Raw genomic sequence first — 21,028 nt, 5'->3', positions numbered from 1 at the left:
AATAGTAGACTTTTGCTGCACGGCTCAATTTTAACCCATGTCTCTGTTAAACTTAGCGCATTTCTTTCATTCATCATTCAAATTTATTTATGCGTGCACTAATTCAGCGAGTTCTCGAAGCCAAAGTTGTGGTTGACGGTCAAACAACTGGTGAAATTGAAAAAGGATTATTGGTTTTCTTAGGTTTAGGCAAAGAAGATAACTTAGAAAAAGGTCAAAAACTGATAGATAAAATTTTAAAATATCGAGTTTTTGATGATGAGCAAGGCAAAATGGGCTGGAATGTGAGCCAAGCCAATGGTGGAATTTTATTGGTTTCCCAGTTTACCTTAATGGCCCAAACGCAAAAAGGTTTACGACCAGACTTTGGTCCTGCAATGCCCCCTAATGACGCAAAAGTGCTGTATGAACAATTGGTTGAGTATACTCAACAACAATTTCAAAATGTACAAACGGGTATTTTTGCCGCAGATATGAAAGTGCACTTAGTTAATGATGGCCCTGTGACCTTTCAGCTTGAAATCGAATAAAATAACGCAATAAAAAACTCCCTTTTATAAGCTGCACCCTTCAAATTAGACTAAGAGCGTCCAACTCTCGGGGTACAGTTCATTTAGGGAGTTTTTCGAATCGGTTTATTTACCTGTTTTTTCTTTAATAAATGCACGTGCTTGGCGAATTTTTTCTTTCACTGGTTTTGGTACTTTTGGTGGAATCAATTTAGCGGCTTGGTTGAACCAAACCAACAGGCTAAAGTCACCTTCCATTTTGATGCTGCCATCTTGCATACCCGTCATAAATGCCGTTGGATCACCTTTTAATAAGGTTTTCACGCCCTGCTCACTTGATGCAAACTGTAAAATAAAATCAGCTTGTTCTGGGCTACCAGCAACTGTTTCAATCTTGCCACGATTAACTAGAATCTGGCGAGCCATGCCTAAATCGGTGCCAATTTGAATACGGAATTCACGGTCATGAACTAACTCAATAAACTTCGGGCTAGTACGTGCCAATTGCTTCATACGTAACGCCAAACCTGCCACCAATAAATCAAGCGGATCTGTGCTTACATCAACGATAGGTAACTTAACCACTGGTAAAGAAGAAAGCTTCATGACATTTATGCCTACAGTATTATGATGAAAATTAAGACAACCGTATCCTAGCACAATTGTAGATCAGACAGCCAAAGCTTTGTCACAGAATGCAACAAAGGCATGCTGAGCATGCCTTTGTTGCGATTCGAATTATTATAAATTATCGGCTAGAACATTGTTGCTGATCATCCTTGTATACTGGTGTATGTTCAATATACTGACGATTTGCCAGCTGTTTTTGTGCTTGTTTGTCTTCACGTAAAAGAATGAATGTAACCGTTACCATCGCAAGGCTTAAAGCAGTCAGATAACTATAGGCGACTGATATATCGAAGATCGTTTGTACTCCAAAACGTACGACTTCTAACAGTCCCCAGCAGAGCATACCCGCCAACATAAAACCTAACCAACGACGATAAGGAGAAAAGAAAACAGCAATAACTGCGACAGCGATTAAGCCAAATCCAACCCACATGGTGAAATTCGCTGCTTCCATAGGAACCTCCGTCTTTAAAGGGATGGTCTGTGTCTTGCGCAGACCTCATCATAATTGTTCTGTAATCTCTAACAGTACTACGTATTGCATTTGCGTCTTTATGCATTATGGAGGGTTTTTTTTAGAAAAAAAGAGCTTGAAATTAGCCTTACGACACAAGCTGTCGCAATATGCTTTTGTCATTACATTTTTTAAAATTACAAAAGTCCTGAATCTCCATATAGCATCAATTGCGGCGTGTCATTACAAAAAACTATCGCTATTTTTTAGCTCAAAAAAACTTTTTTTCGAATTTTTTTATCGTTGTTTTTCTATACATTTAGACATAATTATGACCAAATCATGACGCATCAAAAATGAACAATGCCGCTTTAAAAAGCGGCATTGTTGAAGCATAGAATCTCGATTTAAGCGCGATTTAAGTCTTTATCGTGCATACCTAGTAGATACAGTACACCATCTAAACCTACACTTGAGATTGCTTGATTGGCATTTTGACGCACTAAAGGTTTAGCTCGGAAAGCAACACCTAATCCAGCAATCGACAACATTGGCAAATCATTGGCCCCATCACCGACGGCCATTGCTTGCTCAAGTGAAATTCCCATTCTTTCTGCCAGTTGACGTAACAATTCAGCTTTACGCGCACCATCAACGATCGCGCCTTTTACCTCACCTGTCACCACACCATCTTCGACATCCAAAATATTGGCATGTACTTCATCAATCCCGAGTTTGGCTTGTAAATATTCAGCAAAATATTGAAAACCACCCGATAAAATAGCCGTTTTATAGCCTAGTGCTTTTAGCGTTGAAATCAAACGTTCAGCGCCTTCTGTCACGGTTAAACGCTCTGCGATTTTCGGTAAAACTGAAGCATCTAGGCCTTTTAGCAACGCCACACGTGCACGGAAACTTTGTTGAAAATCAAGCTCACCTTGCATCGCACGCTCTGTGATTTCAGCAACTTGCTCGCCTACACCTGCTTCTAATGCAAGCTCATCAATCACTTCTTGTTCAATCAAGGTTGAGTCCATATCGAAACAGACTAAACGGCGATTACGACGGTAAGCATTATCTTCTTGTACGGCGACATCAATATTCAGCTCACCTGACAAACTTAAACAAGCAGCACGCATCGCTTGTGCATCGAGCATCTGCCCGCTTAGACCAAATTGTACACAAGCCCGACGTGGGAATGGGCTTTCTTCATCTAACCCTAAACGTCCCGACAAGCGTGTAACCGTTTCAATATTAAAGCCTTGACTCGACACAATTCGGGTAACGGCTTGCAAGTGTTCTGCGGTCAACTCTGGCGCAAGCGCAGTCACGATATAGCGTGTACGCCCCCCCTCACTCACCCATTGATCATATTCTGCGTTGGAGATTGGTTTAAATCGCACAGTGAGACCAATATCATGTGCTAAAATCAAAATCTCTTTCATTGCCAATGCTGTTGCAGTCTCATTATCCGAAGCCACAACGATCCCAAGGGTCAATTGATTATGGATAACAGCCTGACCAACATCGAGTATTTGCAAAGAATGTACGGAGAGTACCTGCATTAATCGAGTAAACTGATTCGGTTGATCTGGTCCTAGAAAGGATATAAGAATGATTTCTCGCATGAATTGACTCGTGTTTGAGCGACAACTATTGTGTGTAAGAATCATAACATAACCGAACCTAAATCTATTTACCTTGGAAGTTTAACTTGAATGCGCCTCGCCAAGGGCTATTTGCTAGCCTACTGATCGTAAGTTTTGCATTGCATACCTTTTTATTGGTGATTGCAACGACACATCAACTCAATGAAAATCGTGCCAGCCAAGGACAGTTGATGACCAGTCAGCTGGTGGCCGACAGTCTTGCTGAACTAGAACCAGCCAATACGGTTTCATTGGCATTGGTCGCCAATCGCTATGCAACCAATCCAAGTGTTGCATCTATTCGAATTTTAGATGCGAATAAACAAGTGCTGGCAACCAGTGGTATGGCAAAAACTCGCCAAGGTGAAGTGTTTGTCCGTGATGCGCTGCAAAATGAAAAGAAAGTTGGAACCGTTGAAATTACACTGATTCAGCCAAGTATTGGTGAAATCTTACGAACTCAGTGGTTAGCCATTTTTGCTTCATTATTCCTTCACTTCCTCATCTGGCTGGCATATCGAGTCATTGCGCGTCCAACCCGTAGTGAATATTTGACGCGAATCAATCAAGAAAATCATTTAAAACATGAGATTCAACGCTTAACTCAAGCCCTTGCTTTAGAAAAGCAAAATGCCATCACTTTGGTTGCACAAGCACAACAGCAAGCAAAAACCCAAAACAAAACTCCAGCTGAGAAGAAACCAAGAGAATCTACTCAATTGGATGATCATAGCTTGGCTTTAAACATTCAGTTTTATGATCCAAAACAGTTACTAAATAGTGTCAACCAATCTGTTTCTGTGCCTTATTTTAAACTATGCCAATTGTTTCTCGATAAAAGTATTGATCTCTCAACTAAGCATTATCAGATCGATTCAACACAAATCCATGTGGTACAAGAGTTTAGTGCGGAGGGTGCAACCTTATCGACAACTTCGGAACAACCTGAAGCGCTTGAATGTCTGATGATGATCGGTGCTGTGTTCCAATTATTATCAGATGTTTTATATAAGCGTTATCGAGAAGACAAACGTTTTGCACTGCAAACACGAGGGGCTGTTGCCAGTGCCGTCGATGCGATGCAATTAGATGCAGTTGAAGCTGCAAAACGTTTAACACAACATATTCATGCCAAAGAAGCTGCTTTGCATTTGAACCATGAACAACTCAAAACCATTCAAAATCATTATGAACTGGTCGCAATGCCAAACCCAAGTAATATCATGACCCGCCATGCCTTTATGATTAATGGCATGAATGAAGAATGTGCAACCGTGGCGCAGACACTACGCACTGAAATCTTGATGGGCAAGAAAGCAAAAGCAGCAACCGAATCCTGATTCAAATGCTGTAGCTGATTAAGATATTTGATCCAGTTGCTCAATCTTTAATAAAAATAAGGCTTTGTTTTACGACAACGCCTTATTTTTTCCTGTGCAAATTCATCAAAAAATCATCATCAAAAGCCTATGACTGTGTATCCAGCCCAAGCCAATATTTGCTTTTCCACATCGCATTTTTGAATTGATCAAGAAGCACAGGCGAAATTTTTTAAAATGCGTTAAACTATGCCAGATTTATCGAATACTAGTGCCTGAAAAGGCAGCATCAAGGGTGAAAGCGAATGCCGCTGAGTCGTGTTGAAGAGCTTGTCGCAGATATTCGTGCAGGCAAAATGGTCATCCTTATGGATGATGAAGATCGTGAAAATGAAGGTGATTTAGTTATCGCTGCTACGCATGTACGTCCTGAAGATATTAACTTTATGATTACTCATGCCCGTGGTTTGGTCTGCCTAACCCTCAGTCGTGAACGCTGCAAACAACTTAATCTCCCGTTGATGGTTGATCAAAATGGTGCTCAACACGCCACCAACTTTACACTCTCGATTGAAGCAGCCGAGGGTATTAGCACAGGTATTTCGGCAGCTGAACGTGCGCATACCATTCATGCAGCAGTTGCAGCACATGCTAAACCAAGTGATATCGTACAACCTGGGCATATTTTCCCATTAATGGCACAACCAGGTGGTGTATTACACCGTGCAGGACATACCGAAGCAGGCTGTGATCTTGCTCGCCTTGCAGGTCTAGAACCAGCCTCTGTCATCTGTGAAATTATCAATGATGACGGTACCATGGCACGTCGTGCTGATTTGGAAATTTTCGCTGAAAAACATGGTTTAAAGATTGGAACCATTGCGGATCTTATTCATTATCGTATGACCAACGAACAAACCGTAGAACGTTTATCTCAAGAAACCATTGAGACAGAATACGGCACTTTCGATTTATATAAATATCGCGAAATTGGTGACCCTGATATTCATTTAGCATTGGTTAAGGGCGAGCCGAAAGAAGGCGTGACCACAGTTCGTGTGCATGGTTTCAGTCCTGTCCGTGATCTGCTCAAACTCAAAAAAGCAGATGGTTCAGCAGCGTGGAATCTTGATCTTGCCATGAAAACCATTGCCGCATGTGAACGTGGCGTGTTGGTTTGGATTGGTCAAGATCATTTGGAAGATTTGGGTCATGCACTTCATCAGCTCAATCAACCAAAACCATTGAAATCAAATGCCGCACTATCGCAGCAATATCAAACCATTGGTGTAGGCGCACAAATTTTACGCGATCTAGGTGTGGAAAAAATGAAACTGCTCAGCTCACCGCTGCGTTTCAACGCCTTATCAGGATTTAATCTAGAGGTAGTGGAATATATCACTGCCGATCAAATCACAGCAAAATAATCGAGGTTGCTATGGCAATTCGCCGAATTGAAGGTTTATTACATCTCGCAAGCGAAGGTCGTTATGCGATCTTAGTGGGTCGTTTCAACAGCTTTGTGGTTGAACATTTACTTGAAGGTGCGATCGACACCTTAAAACGTCATGGTGTTGCAGAAGATGCAATTACCGTGATTCATGCACCTGGTGCATGGGAACTGCCTATTGTTGCAAAAAAATTAGCCGCATCAAATAAATTTGATGCCATCATTGCATTAGGTGCAGTGATCCGTGGTAGCACACCACATTTTGATTTTGTTGCAGGCGAATGTGCCAAAGGTTTAGGTGTGGTTGCACTTGAAAGCACAATGCCAGTGATCAATGGTGTCTTAACAACCGACAGCATTGAACAAGCAATCGAACGTTCTGGTACGAAAGCAGGAAACAAAGGTAGCGAAGCTGCATTGACTGCAATCGAAATGGTTAACTTATTAAAGGCAATTTAAAGCATGTCGCAAACACTTCAGGCCGCTTATGCAGCGAAACGCAAAGCACGTCGTTTTGCTGTACAAGGGATTTATGAATGGCAAATGAGTCAGAATCCTGTTCATGAAATTGAAGCACGCACGCGTGTAGAAAATGCCATGCACAAAGTTGACCTTAACTATTACCATGAATTGCTCACTCAAGTGGTTGCTCAACATGAAGCTTTAGATGAGTTACTCATTCCTGTACTTGACCGTGAGTTATCTGCACTTGATGGTGTAGAACTTGCAACGTTACGACTAGGCGCGTATGAATTAAGAGATCACCTCGAAGTTCCGTACCGAGTAGTACTTGATGAAGCAATTGAGCTAGCAAAACACTTTGGTGGTGCAGACAGTCATAAATATATCAATGGTGTATTAGACCGTCTTTCATCAAAGCTTCGTGAAGCTGAAAAACAACAAGCAAAATAATAGGCTTGTGTACTATGGCTGAGTTTTCCATTATTGACCAATACTTTAAACGCCCATCAAACGTTGATGTGAGTTTAGGAATTGGCGATGACTCAGCCATTGTTACCCCTCCTCCCGCACAACAACTGGTGATCTGTACAGACACATTAGTTGCTGGCCGACATTTCCCCTTAAATACTTCTGCCCATGCCATTGGCTGGAAAAGTGTCGCGGTTAATTTATCCGACCTCGCAGCTATGGGTGCAAAGCCACACAGTATTTTATTGGCACTGAGTCTACCAACGATTGATCACGAGTGGTTAGCTGAATTTAGTCGCGGACTATTTGAATGCTGCGATCAGTTCGGTGTCAGTTTAATTGGTGGTGATACCACCCAAAGCACACAACTCACGATCAGTGTCACTGCACTTGGTTGGATTGAACAAGGTCAAGCCGTTACACGGGCTGGTGCACAAGTGGGTGATTTTATTTGTGTCAGTGGACAAGTTGGAGATGCCGCATTTGGATTACAGCATTTAGGGCATCCCTTACAGCAACGTTTGGATTATCCAACACCACGTTGTCAATTAGGACAACAGTTGAAGGGTTTGGCATCGAGTATGATTGATGTTTCAGATGGTCTCGCCCAAGATCTAGGACATATTTTAAAAGCATCAAATAAAGGTGCCACATTACAACTCGATCAACTTCCGATAGATGAATCACTAAAATCACTTGAAATGCAAAAGGCTTGGCATTATGCGCTGGCTGGCGGTGATGATTACGAATTATGCTTTACAATATCACCGCAAAACTATGAAAAACTATTGCGACAATCTTTAGATGTTCCGCTTACAATAATCGGCGAAATTACCCAACAAACTGGATTGTTATTTGAGTATATGGGTGAAACTTACCCATTACATGTTCATGGATACCAACACTTTGCATAAGCCACCCATTCACTTTAATCAAATGACTTGGTTTGATCGATTCATCGTTTTCTGCGGTGTCGGTTTTGGTTCTGGTTTAGCACCCAAAGCACCAGGGACTTTTGGTTCTGCATTTGCCTTGCTTTTTATTCCAATTTGGCTACAGCTTGGATTCATGGGCAGCATCATTGCAATTGTTCTCATGTCATTGGTCGGTATTTATATTTGTGGACATACCGCAAAAGTGATTCATGTTCACGATGATGGTCGAATCGTTTGGGATGAATTTGCAGGACAATCCATTACTCTGCTGCCTTTAATTTATTTACAACAAGTGAACTGGTTATGGGTCATTACTGGTTTCATATTATTCCGTATCTTTGATGTCTGGAAACCCTTTCCAATTAGTTGGGCCGATCAAAAAGTATCTGGTGGTTTAGGGATTATGCTCGATGATATTATCGCAGGGCTATGGGCAGCACTTTGTATTTGGATCATTCATTTTTATTTTTTAACTTAAACAATTGATACTAGAGTTAGGCATGTCAACAACAGTTATTATTCTTGCTGCAGGGAAAGGAACGCGAATGCGTTCACAACGACCAAAAGTATTACAACCTCTCGCTGGTCGCCCCTTACTCGGCCATGTGATTCAAACTGCTAAAAAACTGAATGCTCAAAATATTATTACCATTTATGGGCATGGCGGAGAGCTAGTTAAACAAAGTTTTGCTGAAGAACACATTGACTGGGTTGAACAAGCTGAACAACTCGGTACTGGTCATGCAGTTCAAATGACACTGCCTGTATTACCACAAGACGGTACTTCGCTGATTTTATCGGGTGATGTACCTTGTATTCATGCAAATACCCTACAAAAATTATTAGATGCATCTACTCAGACAGGGATTGGTTTGGTGACACTTACCGTAGAAGATGCAACAGGCTATGGTCGCATTGTTCGTCAAGACGGTAAAATTCAGGCCATTGTTGAACATAAAGATGCCAGCGAGGCACAACGCCAAATTAAAGAATTGAATACTGGTATTTATTGTGTCAGCAACGCAAAACTACATGAGTGGTTGCCTAAACTATCGAATGAAAATGCACAAGGCGAATATTACCTGACCGATATTGTTGCAATGGCGATTGCGGATGGTATGGAAGTTGCCTCTGTTGAACCAGAGCTGGCATTTGAGGTGGATGGTGTCAATAACCGCCTCCAACTGGCGACTCTGGAACGTCAATTCCAGCAACAGCAGGCCAAAGAATTGATGGAACAGGGTGTGCATTTGATTGACCCGAATCGTTTTGATTTACGTGGTAGTCTCAAGTGCGGTCAAGACGTGCAAATTGATATCAATGTCATCATTGAAGGTGACTGTGAACTGGGTGATAACGTACAGATCGGTGCAGGTTGTATCTTAAAAAATACCCGTATTGCTGCTGGCACCAAGATTCAAGCCTATAGTATTTTCGAAAATGCAGTCGTAGGTGAGAACACTCAGATTGGTCCGTTTGCTCGCTTACGTCCAGGTGCAAACCTAGCCGATGACGTACATATTGGTAACTTTGTTGAAGTCAAAAACACGAATATTGGTCAGGGCTCTAAAGCCAACCATTTTACGTATTTAGGTGATGCAGATATCGGCGCAGATTGTAATATCGGTGCAGGTACCATTACTTGTAATTATGACGGTGCAAATAAGCACAGAACAATTATTGAAGATCATGTTTTTATTGGGACAAACAACTCATTGGTTGCACCGATCAAAATTGGTCAGGGTGCAACAACTGGTGCGGGCTCGACGCTGACTCGCAATGTGACTGAGCATAGTTTGGCTGTCGAACGCTCAAAACAGTTCGAAAAAGCAAATTATCAACGTCCCCAAAAGCTGAAAAAATAAGAGGGTAATTATATGTGTGGTATTGTTGGTGGCGTAGCAGAGCGTTGTGTAACCGATATCCTGATTGAAGGACTCAAACGACTAGAATATCGCGGCTATGATTCCGCTGGTCTAGCCTTATTAAATAATCAAAAAATTCTACGCGAACGTCGTGTTGGTAAAGTTGCAAATCTAGATGAAGCCGTATCAGAACAACAATTGACTGGTAATATCGGGATTGCACATACCCGTTGGGCAACACATGGCAAACCAACCGAAGACAATGCACATCCTCATATCTCAGGCAATGTGGCTGTCGTTCACAATGGTATTATTGAGAACTATCAAGAACTCAAAGATGCATTACAAGCGCAAGGCTATGTATTTACGTCACAAACAGATACTGAAGTTGTTGCCCACCTCGTCAATGATGCGCTCAAGAACACGGATAGCTTACTTGAGGCAGTTCAACAAGTTGTTCCACAGCTAAAAGGTGCCTATGCACTTGGTATCATTCATACTGAACATCCAGATGAGTTAATTACCGTCCGTGAAGGTTCACCTCTAGTGATTGGAGTGGGCATTGGTGAAAACTTTATTAGCTCAGATCAATTAGCATTACTTCCTGTCACCAACCGCTTTGTGTATTTAGAAGAAGGTGATATTGCACGCTTAACTCGTACTAGCATTGAAGTGTTTGTCAATGGTGAACGTGTTGAACGTCCAGTGAAGGAACTAGATGCAACCGTGAGTAATGCCTCAAAAGGTGAATATAAGCATTTCATGCTTAAGGAAATCTATGAGCAGCCTGAAGCAATTCAGCAAACCATCTCCCAAGCGCTTAATGGTAATGCGCTACGCGAAGATTTCCTTAGCCATGCGAATGCGGATTTTAGTAAAATCCAGCAAGTGCAAATTATTGCTTGTGGTACCAGTTATCATGCAGGCATGATTGCCAAATATTGGTTTGAACAATTAATCGGTGTCTCTTGCCAAATCGAGATTGCAAGTGAGTTCCGTTATCGTAACCCTGTGATTGTGGCGAATACACTATATATCTGTATTTCTCAATCAGGTGAAACTGCGGATACCTTAGCTGCGTTGCGCGAAGTTCAGAAACGCGCCAAAGCACAAGAGATTTGCATTAGCACGATGACCATCTGTAACGTTGCAACTTCATCAATGGTGCGTGAAACAGATCATCATTTGCTCACCTTGGCTGGCCCTGAAATCGGGGTTGCATCCACCAAAGCGTTTACCACGCAGTTAGCTGCATTAATGCTTTTAATTCTAAAGATCGGTCAAGTCAAACAGCAAATTACTGAAACACAATTAACCGAGATTATCAATGGATTGTGGCATTGCCCTAAAGTCATTTTAGATACCTTACAATGCGATACTGAAATTCTACGCTTATCTACGCTATTCGTTGAGAAAAACCACTGTCTATTCTTGGGTCGTGGCACACATTTCCCAATCGCATTAGAAGGTGCTTTAAAACTTAAAGAAATTTCTTATATTCATGCTGAAGGTTATGCAGCAGGTGAGCTAAAGCATGGTCCATTGGCATTGGTGGATAACGAAATGCCAGTAGTCATTTTAGCGCCTCAAGATGACATGTTGGACAAATTAAAATCAAATATGGAAGAAGTTCAAGCACGTGGCGGTGAACTATTTATATTTGCAGATCAGCATAGCGGCGTGCATGCGAAAGATCGCCAACATGTCGTTCATATTCCAGCAGTTTGCGAATGGTTAGCACCAATTGTTTACAGTATTCCTGTGCAATTATTGTCTTATCATGTTGCGGTCTTACGTGGGACGGATGTCGATCAACCACGCAATCTCGCCAAGAGCGTTACTGTAGAATAATCAGATAGATAAAAGGAGGTTTCAACACCTCCTTTTATCTTTTTTTATCTATGCTGCCCAGCTTTTAAGCCACATAGCGTGTGGCTTTATGATTCAATAAAATAATCGAATTTAAGATCACTACACCCAATATTGAAATTAAAATGAGATGCCATTCCACAAAAAATAAAGACGTTAATAAAATGGCAACATCTATTCCCATTTGTACCTTGCCAGCAGGCAACTGAAAGCGCTCTTGCAAATACAGCACCAACAAATTAATTCCACCTAAGCTAGAACGATGTCTAAATAGAATTAAAAAACTGACGCCCATCAACACATTCGCGAAAACGGTTGCATAGATCGGATGTACAGTCGAAAGCTGTACAAAGTGAGGAATGATTTCAGTAAAACCCGCCAATAAAGCGACTGCGATAAAGGTCTTGACCACCAAAGCCAGTCCCATTTTTTTATAGGCAAAATAATAAAAAGGGATATTAATCAAGAAAAATAAAATTCCGAACTGAACATCAGTAATGTAATGAATTAACAATGATAAACCCGCAGTTCCACCTGTCATGATTCCTGCTTGTTTCAACAAGATCATGGCAAAAGAAAGAATAAATGTGCCAATTAACATCGCAAGTGCATCTTCTATCTTGGAATGTTGCTCAACCACAGGCGTGACGGCACTTACCAAAGATATATTTTGCTCGGTATTCATACGGGAAAAACTCAATAGGAGAACAACACAGGGAGAGACATCTTTCAAAGAAAGATGTGGCACATTTGATCATTTTTATTTAATTTTCGCAATTTATTCTTATATTTTTATCATAAATGCAATTTATGTTCATAATAATAGATTGGGTATGTACTGCCCCATTTTAATGCAATGGTGCTTTAAGGCCTATCTAGCCATCCGAGTTGCACGTATTATAATGTGGTTACTTCGTGGCAATCCCGTTCTCTTTAAGCTTTTCTAAGACAATCGAGGTGTTTAAATTACTCACCCCAAAGTCACTTGAAGATAATGTTCCGATTAACTTGACCATGTCATCCAGATTTCGGACTGCAACTTTAAGTGCGAAGTCATAACTGCCTGTTAATTTATGAATATCTTTAACTGCAGGCTCGTGTAAAAGGAAATCAACAAATCGATCATGGGTTGCATCATTATAATTCTGCAACTTCACTTCAATAATTCCCATGATAGGCGTCGGGTCGGCACTCAAAGCAACCTGAGCATAATAACCGGTAATAATTTTTTTCTGTTCAAGTTGAATACGGCGACGTGAGCATTGAGAGGTAGATAATCCCACCAATTCAGCTAACTCTTGATTAGCCAAACGTCCATTTAACTGTAAATGATGAATAATTTTTCGGTCAAATTCATCCAGCTCTTCAATCATAAAATTCTCAATTTTCAAATCTAGATAGGCATGGGGGTAAAGTGTATAGGCGATATTCAACACTTCTCAAAAGTTTAACCTTTTGAGCCTAGTTGTCACGAGTTTCGTTAAAAATTGGTCCCGACTGGATACGAATAACGCCTTTCGCTAACATCTGCTGCCATGCCTCGGATAAAGAGCCATTCAAATCAATCGCTTTACAGGCATCTTCAATCACATAGGTTTTAAAGCCCAAATCCGCAGCATCAATTGCTGTCCACGCTACACAAAAATCTGTGGCAATTCCTACAATATACACTGTATCGATCTGATGCTCTTTGAGATAGCCATTCAATCCCGTTGGTGTTTGACGATCTGCTTCCATAAATGCAGAGTAACTATCGATATGCTGATGAACACCTTTTCGAATGATCAACTGTGCCGTTGGGATCTGTAGTTCAGAATGAAATTCAGCATCATGTGTCCCTTGAACACAATGTTTTGGCCATAGCACTTGAGTCCCATAGCTCAATTCAATTGTCTCAAAAGGCTGCTTGTTTTTATGATTATCCGCAAAAGAAATATGCTGATCTGGATGCCAATCTTGGGTCAGTACGACATGTTCAAACTGAGGAGCAAGTCGATTAATCAAGGGAATAATTTGATCCGCATCGGCAACTGCTAAGTTCCCGCCGGGTGTGAAACCATTTTGGACATCCACCACAATCAATGCAGCATTGTTCAATAATTTTGATGTTTGATGACTCACCCTCAACTCCTTACGTGAATTGTAACCCTGCTTATAGATCAGACTACACCGATCATCGCATTGATCAAAACGAAATTCGTGGAAAGATGACTTAAAGTTTTCGACAGTTTCACCAAAGCATATTGTTCTTATGTCTCCGATCAGTCATAATTTGCATAATTGTCATTCAACTTCTACTCTATTGTTGAACGGCGAATCAAAATACTGCATCCATCCCATATTCGTTTTTAATTATCTCAATCTCGGATGGAAAAATAGGATATTTTTTTAAAATGACTCAGCTAGCACAGAATATTCAAGGCTCAATTGTCGCACTCGTCACCCCTATGTTTGAAGATGGTCGCGTAGATTGGAAGAGCCTTGAGAAGCTCGTTGAGTGGCACATCCAACAAGGTACACATAGTATTGTTGCTGTTGGCACAACGGGCGAAGCGTCTACACTAAGCATGGAAGAACATACACAAGTCATCAAAGAAGTGATTCGTGTTGCCAATAAACGCATCCCGATTATTGCAGGTACAGGTGCAAACTCAACTCACGAAGCGATTGAACTCACCAAAGCAGCCAAAGAACTTGGTGCTGATGCAGCTTTGCTCGTGACACCCTATTATAATAAACCAACTCAAGAAGGCTTATATCAACACTACAAAGCGATTGCTGAAGCTGTTGATATTCCACAAATTCTTTATAATGTTCCAGGTCGTACTGGTGTTGATATGCAAAACGAAACCGTAATTCGTCTTGCTGATGTGAAAAACATTGTTGGTATTAAAGACGCAACGGGTGATGTACCACGTGGTAAAGCACTGATCGATGGCTTAAATGGTAAAATCGCTGTTTACTCTGGCGATGATGAAACCGCTTGGGAATTAATCTTGCTCGGCGCAAAAGGTAATATTTCCGTTACTGCCAATGTTGCACCTAAACAAATGAGCGACGTTTGTGAAGCAGCACTCGCTGGCGATAAAGAAAAAGCGCAAGTTTTGAATCAACAAATTGCAAATCTACACAATATTTTGTTTTGCGAATCAAACCCAATTCCTGTGAAATGGGCATTGCATGAGATGGGATATATTGGAACGGGTGTACGCCTTCCATTAACCACTTTGGCAGAACAATATCGTGAACCTCTCCGCGCTGACTTAAAAGTTGCGGGAATTATTTAATACGAGCAATTTATGATGCAATTACGTGTTGGTATAGTCCTAGTCATTTCAGCATTGAGCTTGGCTGGTTGTGGTCGCTTTGCCTTAAATAATCACTCTTTAGATTATAAAAAAGCGGAAGCACTTGAACCACTCAAATTCCCTGAAGGAGCAACGGTCAGACCATTTACACCTTTGTATCCAGCTCCAACAGTGGATCCATTAGCGATTCAACACGCACCGACTTTTGAGAATAAGACAGGCAACCGCTACGCCTTACCACGTCCTGAATCGATGCAAACGACAGCAAGTAATCCAGATGATAACGTGGTGACGCTAGGTCGACCACAACTCGTTATGGATGGAAACCGCAATCCATTACTGAAAGTGGAAGGTCCAACTGCTGAAGCATGGCAATATACCTTTGCTACATTGAATAGTCTTAACTACAAAGTGATTTCTCAAGCCAATAACGGCTATGAGGCAACAATCCAAGTTGACAATCAAACCTATGTGTTAAAGCTCTCTGCTGTTGGTTCAAACAATACCATCGCTCTATTTAAACCTGACGCCACCTTTGCAGACCAAGCGATTGCAACCGAGGTGTTAGCCCAGATTTACCAAAATTGGCCAGCCTAGTCGTTTACTAGGCATATTTTTCAAAAGGTTCCCCCATGTTAAAACAAACCTTGCTCTATACTGGTAAAGCAAAATCTGTATATGAGACAGATAACGCTGATCATCTGATTTTAGTCTTTCGTGATGATGCCTCGGCATTTAATGGCGAAAAAATTGAGCAGCTAGATCGTAAAGGCAAGGTCAACAACCGTTTTAACGCCTTTATCATGGAAAAGTTGGCTGAAGCAGGGATTGAAACCCACTTCGAAAAATTACTTTCTCCAACTGAAGTGCTGGTTAAAAAACTTCAGATGATTCCTGTTGAGTGTGTCATCCGTAACTATGCTGCTGGCTCACTCTGCCGTCGTTTAGGTGTCGAAGAAGGTAAAGAGCTTACACCGCCTACATTCGAATTGTTCTTCAAAGACGATGCTCTTGGCGATCCAATGGTCAATGAGTCTCAAGCAATCGCTTTAGGCTGGGCGACTGCTGATCAACTTGAAAAAATGAAAGAACTCACTTACCAAGTAAACGATGTGTTAAAAGCATTATTTGATGCAGGTAATATGATTCTTGTTGATTTCAAACTTGAATTTGGTGTGTTCCACGATCGCATCGTACTTGGTGATGAATTCTCTCCAGACGGTTGCCGTTTATGGGATAAAGACACCAAGAAGAAATTAGATAAAGATCGTTTCCGCCAAGGTCTAGGTGGTGTGGTTGAAGCTTATGAAGAAGTTGCGGCACGTTTAGGCATTAACTTAGATGACCTTTAAACAATGCTAAAGTAAAAAAACCAGCAAATGCTGGTTTTTTTATGGCTATTTGAAAGGGGTCTTTTCATTTTAAAATATAGATCAATCTTTCCTTGTTCTTGTTGAAAACCAACATAAAATTGACCCTATACAAACCATAAATGCGCCATACCAAAAGGATAACTCTAATGGTGTACTCAGTAGAAATGCTGCAAAAAGCGCAGAAAACACAGGAATAAAATAAGACGCACCTGCCAATAACGTTACATTGCCATGTAAAATCCCGACATTCCAAGCTGCATAACCAAAACCCATGGCCACAGCTGCCATAACCAATGAAACAGAGGATGACCAATCAAAATTTAATCCGCCTCCGCCCATCAAGAAATACTTAATCCAAAGTACAACTGCCACCAGAACAAAAAACAAAGTGATGCCATTCGCACCCTGTGCAATTCTGGCTGTCAATGTGCAATAAGCCGCCCATAACAGTGTTCCAACAAAGGCCAGACCATAGCTCAGTGGGTTGCTTTGAATATTGCCCCACATATTCGGTAAATCAAAACCTTGCTCGCCACCCAGCACCCAGCCAATCCCCAATAAAGAAATAGCAAAACCAGGAATAATTAAGACATTGGCTTTCTGCTGATTAAACAAAATTGCAGCAACCATGGTAAAGGTCGGCCAGAGATAGTTCACCATTCCCACTTCAATCGCTTGCCTGTTATTTTGGCTATATCCAATTGAAAGTGATAAACATATTTCATAGGCAACAAATAAAAAACTTCCCAAAATTAGATACGTCTTTGGAAAACTTTTTAGTTGAACCCAGCCCACAGAAAACAATAAAAATACTGATGCAAGTGTATAAATCAGCGCTGCCCCCCCTACTGCACCAAAGTGAGTACTGACATCTTTAATCAGCGCAACGATCAAACTCCAAAGCAAGATCGCAACTAATCCAATGAGTGTGGCTTTTTTTGAGTTCATTATTGTTGCTGTTGTTGCTCTTGCTGCCAACGTCGTTGCTGCAAGCGTTCAGCCTCAACCTCTCGCTTATTTAAAGCCCGCTCATAGAGCTTGGTTCCTTGTAGTTCTGGCGGCAAATACGCTTGTAACACGAAATGTTCAGGGTAATTATGAGGATACAAATAATCTAGGCCATAACCCTGCTGCTTCATGAGTTTGGTTGGCGCATTACGTAAATGTAATGGCACAGGTAAATTCGCTGTTTTTTCTGCCAGTTCTAAAGCACGATTAATTGCTAAATAAGTGCTGTTACTTTTTGGGCTGGTTGCCAAATAAACCGCACACTGTCCCAAGATAATACGCGCCTCAGGCATACCTACGGCTTGCACCGAGCGGAAACATTCACCTGCTAACAATAATGCATTTGGATTAGAGTTGCCGATATCTTCCGATGCCGCAATCAACATCCGACGCGCGATAAACACAGGATCTTCGCCGCCTTTGAGCATACGTGCCATCCAGTACAGGGTCGCGTCTGGATCACTACCGCGGATCGATTTGATAAATGCTGAAACCAAATCATAATGCTGCTCACCCGATTTATCATAACGGGCAATATTCTGTTGAGCCACTTTGACCACAATCGCATTGGTGACAACATTTTCAACATCTGCCTCAAAGGTGCTGGCAATTAAATCAATCAGATTGAGTGCCTTACGTGCATCTCCAGCAGCGAATTGAATCAGTGCATCATATTCCTCAATCTGGATAAAACGCTCTTTTAGAAACTTATCCGTTTGAATGGCTTTATTGAGTAAGGTTTGAATGGCTTCCGCATCCAAACTATTCAATGTATAGACCTGACACCGTGACAGTAATGCACTATTAACTTCAAAAGATGGATTTTCTGTGGTTGCCCCAATCAGCGTGATTTTGCCTTTTTCAACTGCATTGAGTAAGGCGTCTTGCTGCGATTTATTAAAACGGTGGATCTCATCAATGAAGACCACTGGTGTAAGTAGATCACCGCTTTCAGCAATCACCTCACGCAGCTCTTTCACCCCTGTATTGAGCGCAGATAAGCTAATGAATGGACGATCCACAGCTTGGGCCAATAACAATGCGATCGTGGTTTTCCCTACCCCTGGTGGGCCCCAAAAGATAATCGAAGGCAAATGCCCTTGATCAATCATCTGACGCAAAGGTGCATTGTCACCCAGCAAATGATCTTGTCCAATAATTTCAGACAAATCACGAGGGCGTAAACGTTCAGGTAAAGGAATATGCGTATCTGACATCATCACTGGCTTTATGCTGTTTTGTCCTAGTCTATTGTGTCTGACACAAATCTACAATTTGAATCTGCAAAACAAATGATCAGGCTATTGAGCTGCATTCTGTTTGAGAATTTGCTGCATCGCTTGATAGGTTGCGGTAATACGTGCTTCATTCGGGAAATTGGTATTGGCGAGCATCACCATACCGATTTTTTGCTGTGGAATAAAAGCAGCATACGCTCCAAAGCCATTGGTCGCCCCTGTTTTATTAAAATAGGTTGCTGGTGAAGCAATCTTCGGTTGTTTGATTGGAGTAATCGCATGACTTTCCAGTGCCATTTTGCTCGAATTGCCTTCTAACAAGGTTTCTAATTTCACAGGATAAGCATATTGCTCCCAACCCAAACCTTGTGTCATAGCACCCAGTTCAAAATAGCCCACATGGGTATGTTCAATGGCTTTACGGATAGGCTGTTGCAACTGTTGCACATTGATCTGCGCATCTAGAAACTTCAACATATCTGCACTGCTACTTTTCACACCATATGCTTCTGCATCAAACATACCTGGTGATACACGCATGGCTTGATCAGCTTTGTACCCCCATGCATATTGCGACATATATGGCTTAGGTACATTGATAAAACTTTGCGTCATGCCCAATTGAGGAAAAAGCGTTTGCTCGATCAATTCTACATAAGGTTTTTTCATGGCTAAAGCAGTCACATAACCCATCAAACCAATACTCGGATTGGAATATTGACGTGCAGCACCGATTTTTGTTTTTGATTGCCATTCTTGAAAATATCGAATCATATCCTGCTGTTTCACGACATGATCAGGAAATTGCAGCGGGAAGCCTCCAGCGTTGTATGTGCCTAAATTCAATAATGTCGCTTGATTTACGGCTGTATTTTTAAGTTCAGGAAAATACTGCGCTGGATGATCAGAGAATGACAACTGCCCTTGTGCCTGCGCATAGCCTGCCAAAGTCGCATTGAAGACCTTACTCACCGAGCCAAGTTCAAATAAGGTCTTATTGCTCACAGCTTGCTGGCTTTGTTTAGAGGCTAGCCCATAATTGACAAAATAGTGTTTACCATTCAAGGTCACTGCTACTGCCATTCCCGGTACTTTATATTGCGTCAATAAAGGCTTAAATTGCTGATCAATCACAGCTTTCACCTGTTGCTCAGTCAGGTTTTTAGCCCAAAGTATTGAACTAAAAGATAATAGTCCTGCCGCCATCAGCAATTTTTTTAAAGTTCTCGAAAAGTCGTTCGGCTTAGTCATTCATCATTTCACTTTAAGTTAAGATTTAATTTGCATTGAGCTTAAGTAGTTTTGCCTGTGGTCCATCTTCAATGACCCAAATCGATCCATCTTGAGCCTGATGTAGACCACGGATTCGTTGTTTCATATCTAAACGTTGCACTTCTTTAACAGGCTGTGTATTGAGATCTACCACAACAATAGATTTAGATGATAAACCTCCAATCAGAGCCTTTTGTCGCCATAGCGGAAATTGATCACCTGTATAAACAATCATGCTTGAAGGTGAGATTACTGGAGTCCAATCAATTTCAGGCGCTTTAAACTCGGGTCGGGTGCTATGGTCTGGGATCGGCAGGCCTGAATAGTGATTGCCATTTGAAACAATTGGATAACCGTAATTTGCACCTTTGACAATCAGATTTAGCTCATCACCACCCTCTGGGCCCATTTCAACGACCCAAAGTTGTCCTTGGGTATCAAATGCGATGCCAAGCGGATTACGATGTCCTAATGACCAAATTTCAGCGCTTACTCCACCTTGTTGACTAAATGGATTTCCCTCAGCAGGCGTACCATCTTCATTTAGTCGCAATACTTTACCCAGATTGCTCTTCATATCTTGGGCTGGATCAAATTTTTGTCTCTCCCCTGAGCTTACCCATAGTTTTCCATCTGCACCAAATACCATGCGATGTCCATAGTGCCCTTGTCCTGATACCTTTGGAACTTGTTGCCAGATCACCTTTACATCCGTGAGTTTAGGTTGTGTGGCACTGGACAAATCGAGTTTGGCGCGTGAAATAACAGCTCCATAGCCTCCTTGTCCTTTTACAGCATAACTCAGATAAATCCAGTGATTATTCGGAAAATCAGGGTGCAGAATCACATCTCCTAAACCACCTTGTCCCCCATAACTAACCGCAGGGATCCCCTCGATACTCAAGCTTTGTTTGGTCTTAGGATCGAATATCTTTAACTGACCTCTGCGTTCTGTAATGAGCAAGCGTTGATCAGGTAATGATGTGATTGCCCAAGGTTCATTAAATTGTGCAATGTTTTCTATATGGTAAGTCTGAAGACTCGCTTGTCTGCTATGTTGCGCTGTACTTTGATCTGTGGTTTTAGGATTGCTATTGTTTGTACCGCAGGCTTGTAAAAATATAAAACCACTACATAAAAGTGGGGTGACGATGTGCTTGATCATTCCTTTTCTCCCTCTTATTGTCTTTTCTCATAGTACGGGGATTTATCTGAAAAA

Annotated in this window: 22 protein-coding genes; 12 read left to right on the top strand and 10 right to left on the bottom strand. The window is 41.5% G+C overall.

Translation table 11 applies throughout. The features are described from left to right. The first annotated feature begins 89 nt into the window (after nt 1-89). Complete coding sequence (dtd, locus tag HMPREF0023_RS10820) at nt 90-530, top strand: D-aminoacyl-tRNA deacylase (protein WP_008942106.1); 441 nt, start codon at nt 90-92, stop codon at nt 528-530. Between the two features lie 105 nt (nt 531-635). Here dtd and HMPREF0023_RS10815 read toward each other — a convergent pair whose 3' ends face one another. From HMPREF0023_RS10815 to serB, 3 genes are all read right to left on the bottom strand, one after another. Further along, a complete protein-coding gene (locus HMPREF0023_RS10815) occupies nt 636-1,115 on the bottom strand; it encodes a hypothetical protein (RefSeq protein ID WP_004637199.1) in 480 nt (159 codons plus the stop codon). A 142-nt stretch (nt 1,116-1,257) separates the two neighbouring features. Then, complete coding sequence (gene aciT / locus HMPREF0023_RS10810; RefSeq protein WP_004637201.1) at nt 1,258-1,593, bottom strand: ciprofloxacin tolerance protein AciT; 336 nt, start codon at nt 1,591-1,593, stop codon at nt 1,258-1,260. Nucleotides 1,594-2,000: 407 nt separating this feature from the next. After that, nucleotides 2,001-3,221 (bottom strand): phosphoserine phosphatase SerB, encoded by a 1,221-nt coding sequence (gene serB, locus HMPREF0023_RS10805; RefSeq protein ID WP_005087273.1) that lies wholly within the window; start codon nt 3,219-3,221, stop codon nt 2,001-2,003. 86 nt (nt 3,222-3,307) lie between these two features. Here serB and HMPREF0023_RS10800 point away from each other — a divergent pair, with 86 nt between their 5' ends. From HMPREF0023_RS10800 to glmS, 8 genes are all read left to right on the top strand, one after another. Further along, nucleotides 3,308-4,582 (top strand): hypothetical protein, encoded by a 1,275-nt coding sequence (locus tag HMPREF0023_RS10800; RefSeq protein WP_004637204.1) that lies wholly within the window; start codon nt 3,308-3,310, stop codon nt 4,580-4,582. A 284-nt stretch (nt 4,583-4,866) separates the two neighbouring features. After that, complete coding sequence (gene ribBA / locus HMPREF0023_RS10795) at nt 4,867-5,988, top strand: bifunctional 3,4-dihydroxy-2-butanone-4-phosphate synthase/GTP cyclohydrolase II (protein WP_008942104.1); 1,122 nt, start codon at nt 4,867-4,869, stop codon at nt 5,986-5,988. A gap of 11 nt (nt 5,989-5,999) precedes the next feature. Next, the gene (ribE, locus tag HMPREF0023_RS10790) at nt 6,000-6,470 is read left to right on the top strand and encodes a 6,7-dimethyl-8-ribityllumazine synthase (RefSeq protein WP_004637206.1); all 471 of its coding nucleotides are present in this window, start codon (nt 6,000-6,002) and stop codon (nt 6,468-6,470) included. 3 nt (nt 6,471-6,473) lie between these two features. Beyond that, nucleotides 6,474-6,923, top strand: a complete 450-nt coding sequence (gene nusB / locus HMPREF0023_RS10785) for a transcription antitermination factor NusB (protein ID WP_004679125.1) — start codon at nt 6,474-6,476, stop codon at nt 6,921-6,923. Nucleotides 6,924-6,937: 14 nt separating this feature from the next. Then, on the top strand, nt 6,938-7,855 hold the full coding sequence (gene thiL, locus HMPREF0023_RS10780; RefSeq protein ID WP_008942103.1) for a thiamine-phosphate kinase: 918 nt from the start codon (nt 6,938-6,940) through the stop codon (nt 7,853-7,855). Further along, nucleotides 7,833-8,354, top strand: a complete 522-nt coding sequence (locus tag HMPREF0023_RS10775) for a phosphatidylglycerophosphatase A (RefSeq protein ID WP_008942102.1) — start codon at nt 7,833-7,835, stop codon at nt 8,352-8,354. The genes thiL and HMPREF0023_RS10775 overlap by 23 nt, the downstream gene beginning before the upstream one ends. Nucleotides 8,355-8,376: 22 nt before the next feature. Continuing rightward, nucleotides 8,377-9,741, top strand: coding sequence for a bifunctional UDP-N-acetylglucosamine diphosphorylase/glucosamine-1-phosphate N-acetyltransferase GlmU (glmU, locus tag HMPREF0023_RS10770; protein ID WP_008942101.1), 1,365 nt, complete (start codon nt 8,377-8,379; stop codon nt 9,739-9,741). Between the two features lie 12 nt (nt 9,742-9,753). Continuing rightward, nucleotides 9,754-11,592: a glutamine--fructose-6-phosphate transaminase (isomerizing) gene (gene glmS, locus HMPREF0023_RS10765; protein ID WP_008942100.1), complete on the top strand. Its 1,839-nt coding sequence runs from the start codon at nt 9,754-9,756 to the stop codon at nt 11,590-11,592. A 64-nt stretch (nt 11,593-11,656) separates the two neighbouring features. Here the strand turns inward: glmS and HMPREF0023_RS10760 are convergent, their stop codons facing one another. The 3 genes from HMPREF0023_RS10760 to pncA all read right to left on the bottom strand — a co-directional run bounded on the left by HMPREF0023_RS10760 (nt 11,657) and on the right by pncA (nt 13,731). Next, nucleotides 11,657-12,295 (bottom strand): YitT family protein, encoded by a 639-nt coding sequence (locus tag HMPREF0023_RS10760; protein ID WP_005088791.1) that lies wholly within the window; start codon nt 12,293-12,295, stop codon nt 11,657-11,659. Between the two features lie 223 nt (nt 12,296-12,518). After that, entirely contained in the window at nt 12,519-12,983 is a 465-nt protein-coding gene (locus tag HMPREF0023_RS10755; protein ID WP_017396433.1) for an Lrp/AsnC family transcriptional regulator, read from the bottom strand. Nucleotides 12,984-13,071: 88 nt separating this feature from the next. Continuing rightward, nucleotides 13,072-13,731 carry a bifunctional nicotinamidase/pyrazinamidase gene (gene pncA / locus HMPREF0023_RS10750; protein ID WP_008942098.1) on the bottom strand — a complete coding sequence of 220 codons (660 nt, stop codon included), beginning with the start codon at nt 13,729-13,731 and terminating at the stop codon, nt 13,072-13,074. A gap of 272 nt (nt 13,732-14,003) precedes the next feature. On the opposite strand from pncA, the gene dapA reads away from it, so the two are divergent. Genes dapA through purC form a run of 3 tightly spaced genes read left to right on the top strand, consistent with a single transcriptional unit; the run spans nt 14,004 to nt 16,270 of the window. Next, on the top strand, nt 14,004-14,897 hold the full coding sequence (dapA, locus tag HMPREF0023_RS10745) for a 4-hydroxy-tetrahydrodipicolinate synthase (protein ID WP_008942097.1): 894 nt from the start codon (nt 14,004-14,006) through the stop codon (nt 14,895-14,897). A 15-nt stretch (nt 14,898-14,912) separates the two neighbouring features. Beyond that, the gene (locus HMPREF0023_RS10740) at nt 14,913-15,515 is read left to right on the top strand and encodes a hypothetical protein (RefSeq protein ID WP_005087342.1); all 603 of its coding nucleotides are present in this window, start codon (nt 14,913-14,915) and stop codon (nt 15,513-15,515) included. A 35-nt stretch (nt 15,516-15,550) separates the two neighbouring features. Further along, on the top strand, nt 15,551-16,270 hold the full coding sequence (gene purC / locus HMPREF0023_RS10735; protein ID WP_004637244.1) for a phosphoribosylaminoimidazolesuccinocarboxamide synthase: 720 nt from the start codon (nt 15,551-15,553) through the stop codon (nt 16,268-16,270). A gap of 81 nt (nt 16,271-16,351) precedes the next feature. Here purC and yddG read toward each other — a convergent pair whose 3' ends face one another. The 4 genes from yddG to HMPREF0023_RS10715 all read right to left on the bottom strand — a co-directional run bounded on the left by yddG (nt 16,352) and on the right by HMPREF0023_RS10715 (nt 20,974). Beyond that, a complete protein-coding gene (gene yddG, locus HMPREF0023_RS10730) occupies nt 16,352-17,239 on the bottom strand; it encodes an aromatic amino acid DMT transporter YddG (protein WP_008942096.1) in 888 nt (295 codons plus the stop codon). After that, nucleotides 17,239-18,516 (bottom strand): replication-associated recombination protein A, encoded by a 1,278-nt coding sequence (locus HMPREF0023_RS10725; protein WP_008942095.1) that lies wholly within the window; start codon nt 18,514-18,516, stop codon nt 17,239-17,241. Before HMPREF0023_RS10725 ends, yddG begins: the two co-directional genes overlap by 1 nt. Before the next feature lie 84 nt (nt 18,517-18,600). Further along, the gene (gene ampC / locus HMPREF0023_RS10720; RefSeq protein WP_008942094.1) at nt 18,601-19,788 is read right to left on the bottom strand and encodes a class C beta-lactamase; all 1,188 of its coding nucleotides are present in this window, start codon (nt 19,786-19,788) and stop codon (nt 18,601-18,603) included. A gap of 25 nt (nt 19,789-19,813) precedes the next feature. Next, nucleotides 19,814-20,974, bottom strand: a complete 1,161-nt coding sequence (locus HMPREF0023_RS10715; RefSeq protein WP_008942093.1) for a PQQ-dependent sugar dehydrogenase — start codon at nt 20,972-20,974, stop codon at nt 19,814-19,816. Between the last annotated feature and the right edge of the window lie 54 nt (nt 20,975-21,028).

Origin of the sequence: Acinetobacter sp. ATCC 27244 (assembly GCF_000156555.1) — a bacterium.
Taxonomy (GTDB): domain Bacteria; phylum Pseudomonadota; class Gammaproteobacteria; order Pseudomonadales; family Moraxellaceae; genus Acinetobacter; species Acinetobacter haemolyticus.
This window is presented reverse-complemented; position numbering and strand designations above follow the sequence as displayed.

Excerpts from the sequence above, each read along its gene's own strand:
- dtd (WP_008942106.1), top strand. The coding sequence starts at position 90 with ATGCGTGCACTAATTCAGCGAGTTCTCGAAGCCAAAGTTGTGGTTGAC.
- HMPREF0023_RS10815 (WP_004637199.1), bottom strand. The coding sequence starts at position 1,115 with ATGAAGCTTTCTTCTTTACCAGTGGTTAAGTTACCTATCGTTGATGTA.
- aciT (WP_004637201.1), bottom strand. The coding sequence starts at position 1,593 with ATGGAAGCAGCGAATTTCACCATGTGGGTTGGATTTGGCTTAATCGCT.
- serB (WP_005087273.1), bottom strand. The coding sequence starts at position 3,221 with ATGCGAGAAATCATTCTTATATCCTTTCTAGGACCAGATCAACCGAAT.
- ribBA (WP_008942104.1), top strand. The coding sequence starts at position 4,867 with ATGCCGCTGAGTCGTGTTGAAGAGCTTGTCGCAGATATTCGTGCAGGC.
- ribE (WP_004637206.1), top strand. The coding sequence starts at position 6,000 with ATGGCAATTCGCCGAATTGAAGGTTTATTACATCTCGCAAGCGAAGGT.
- nusB (WP_004679125.1), top strand. The coding sequence starts at position 6,474 with ATGTCGCAAACACTTCAGGCCGCTTATGCAGCGAAACGCAAAGCACGT.
- thiL (WP_008942103.1), top strand. The coding sequence starts at position 6,938 with ATGGCTGAGTTTTCCATTATTGACCAATACTTTAAACGCCCATCAAAC.
- HMPREF0023_RS10775 (WP_008942102.1), top strand. The coding sequence starts at position 7,833 with ATGGATACCAACACTTTGCATAAGCCACCCATTCACTTTAATCAAATG.
- glmU (WP_008942101.1), top strand. The coding sequence starts at position 8,377 with ATGTCAACAACAGTTATTATTCTTGCTGCAGGGAAAGGAACGCGAATG.
- glmS (WP_008942100.1), top strand. The coding sequence starts at position 9,754 with ATGTGTGGTATTGTTGGTGGCGTAGCAGAGCGTTGTGTAACCGATATC.
- HMPREF0023_RS10760 (WP_005088791.1), bottom strand. The coding sequence starts at position 12,295 with ATGAATACCGAGCAAAATATATCTTTGGTAAGTGCCGTCACGCCTGTG.
- HMPREF0023_RS10755 (WP_017396433.1), bottom strand. The coding sequence starts at position 12,983 with ATGATTGAAGAGCTGGATGAATTTGACCGAAAAATTATTCATCATTTA.
- dapA (WP_008942097.1), top strand. The coding sequence starts at position 14,004 with ATGACTCAGCTAGCACAGAATATTCAAGGCTCAATTGTCGCACTCGTC.
- HMPREF0023_RS10740 (WP_005087342.1), top strand. The coding sequence starts at position 14,913 with ATGCAATTACGTGTTGGTATAGTCCTAGTCATTTCAGCATTGAGCTTG.
- purC (WP_004637244.1), top strand. The coding sequence starts at position 15,551 with ATGTTAAAACAAACCTTGCTCTATACTGGTAAAGCAAAATCTGTATAT.
- yddG (WP_008942096.1), bottom strand. The coding sequence starts at position 17,239 with ATGAACTCAAAAAAAGCCACACTCATTGGATTAGTTGCGATCTTGCTT.
- HMPREF0023_RS10725 (WP_008942095.1), bottom strand. The coding sequence starts at position 18,516 with ATGTCAGATACGCATATTCCTTTACCTGAACGTTTACGCCCTCGTGAT.
- ampC (WP_008942094.1), bottom strand. The coding sequence starts at position 19,788 with ATGACTAAGCCGAACGACTTTTCGAGAACTTTAAAAAAATTGCTGATG.
- HMPREF0023_RS10715 (WP_008942093.1), bottom strand. The coding sequence starts at position 20,974 with ATGATCAAGCACATCGTCACCCCACTTTTATGTAGTGGTTTTATATTT.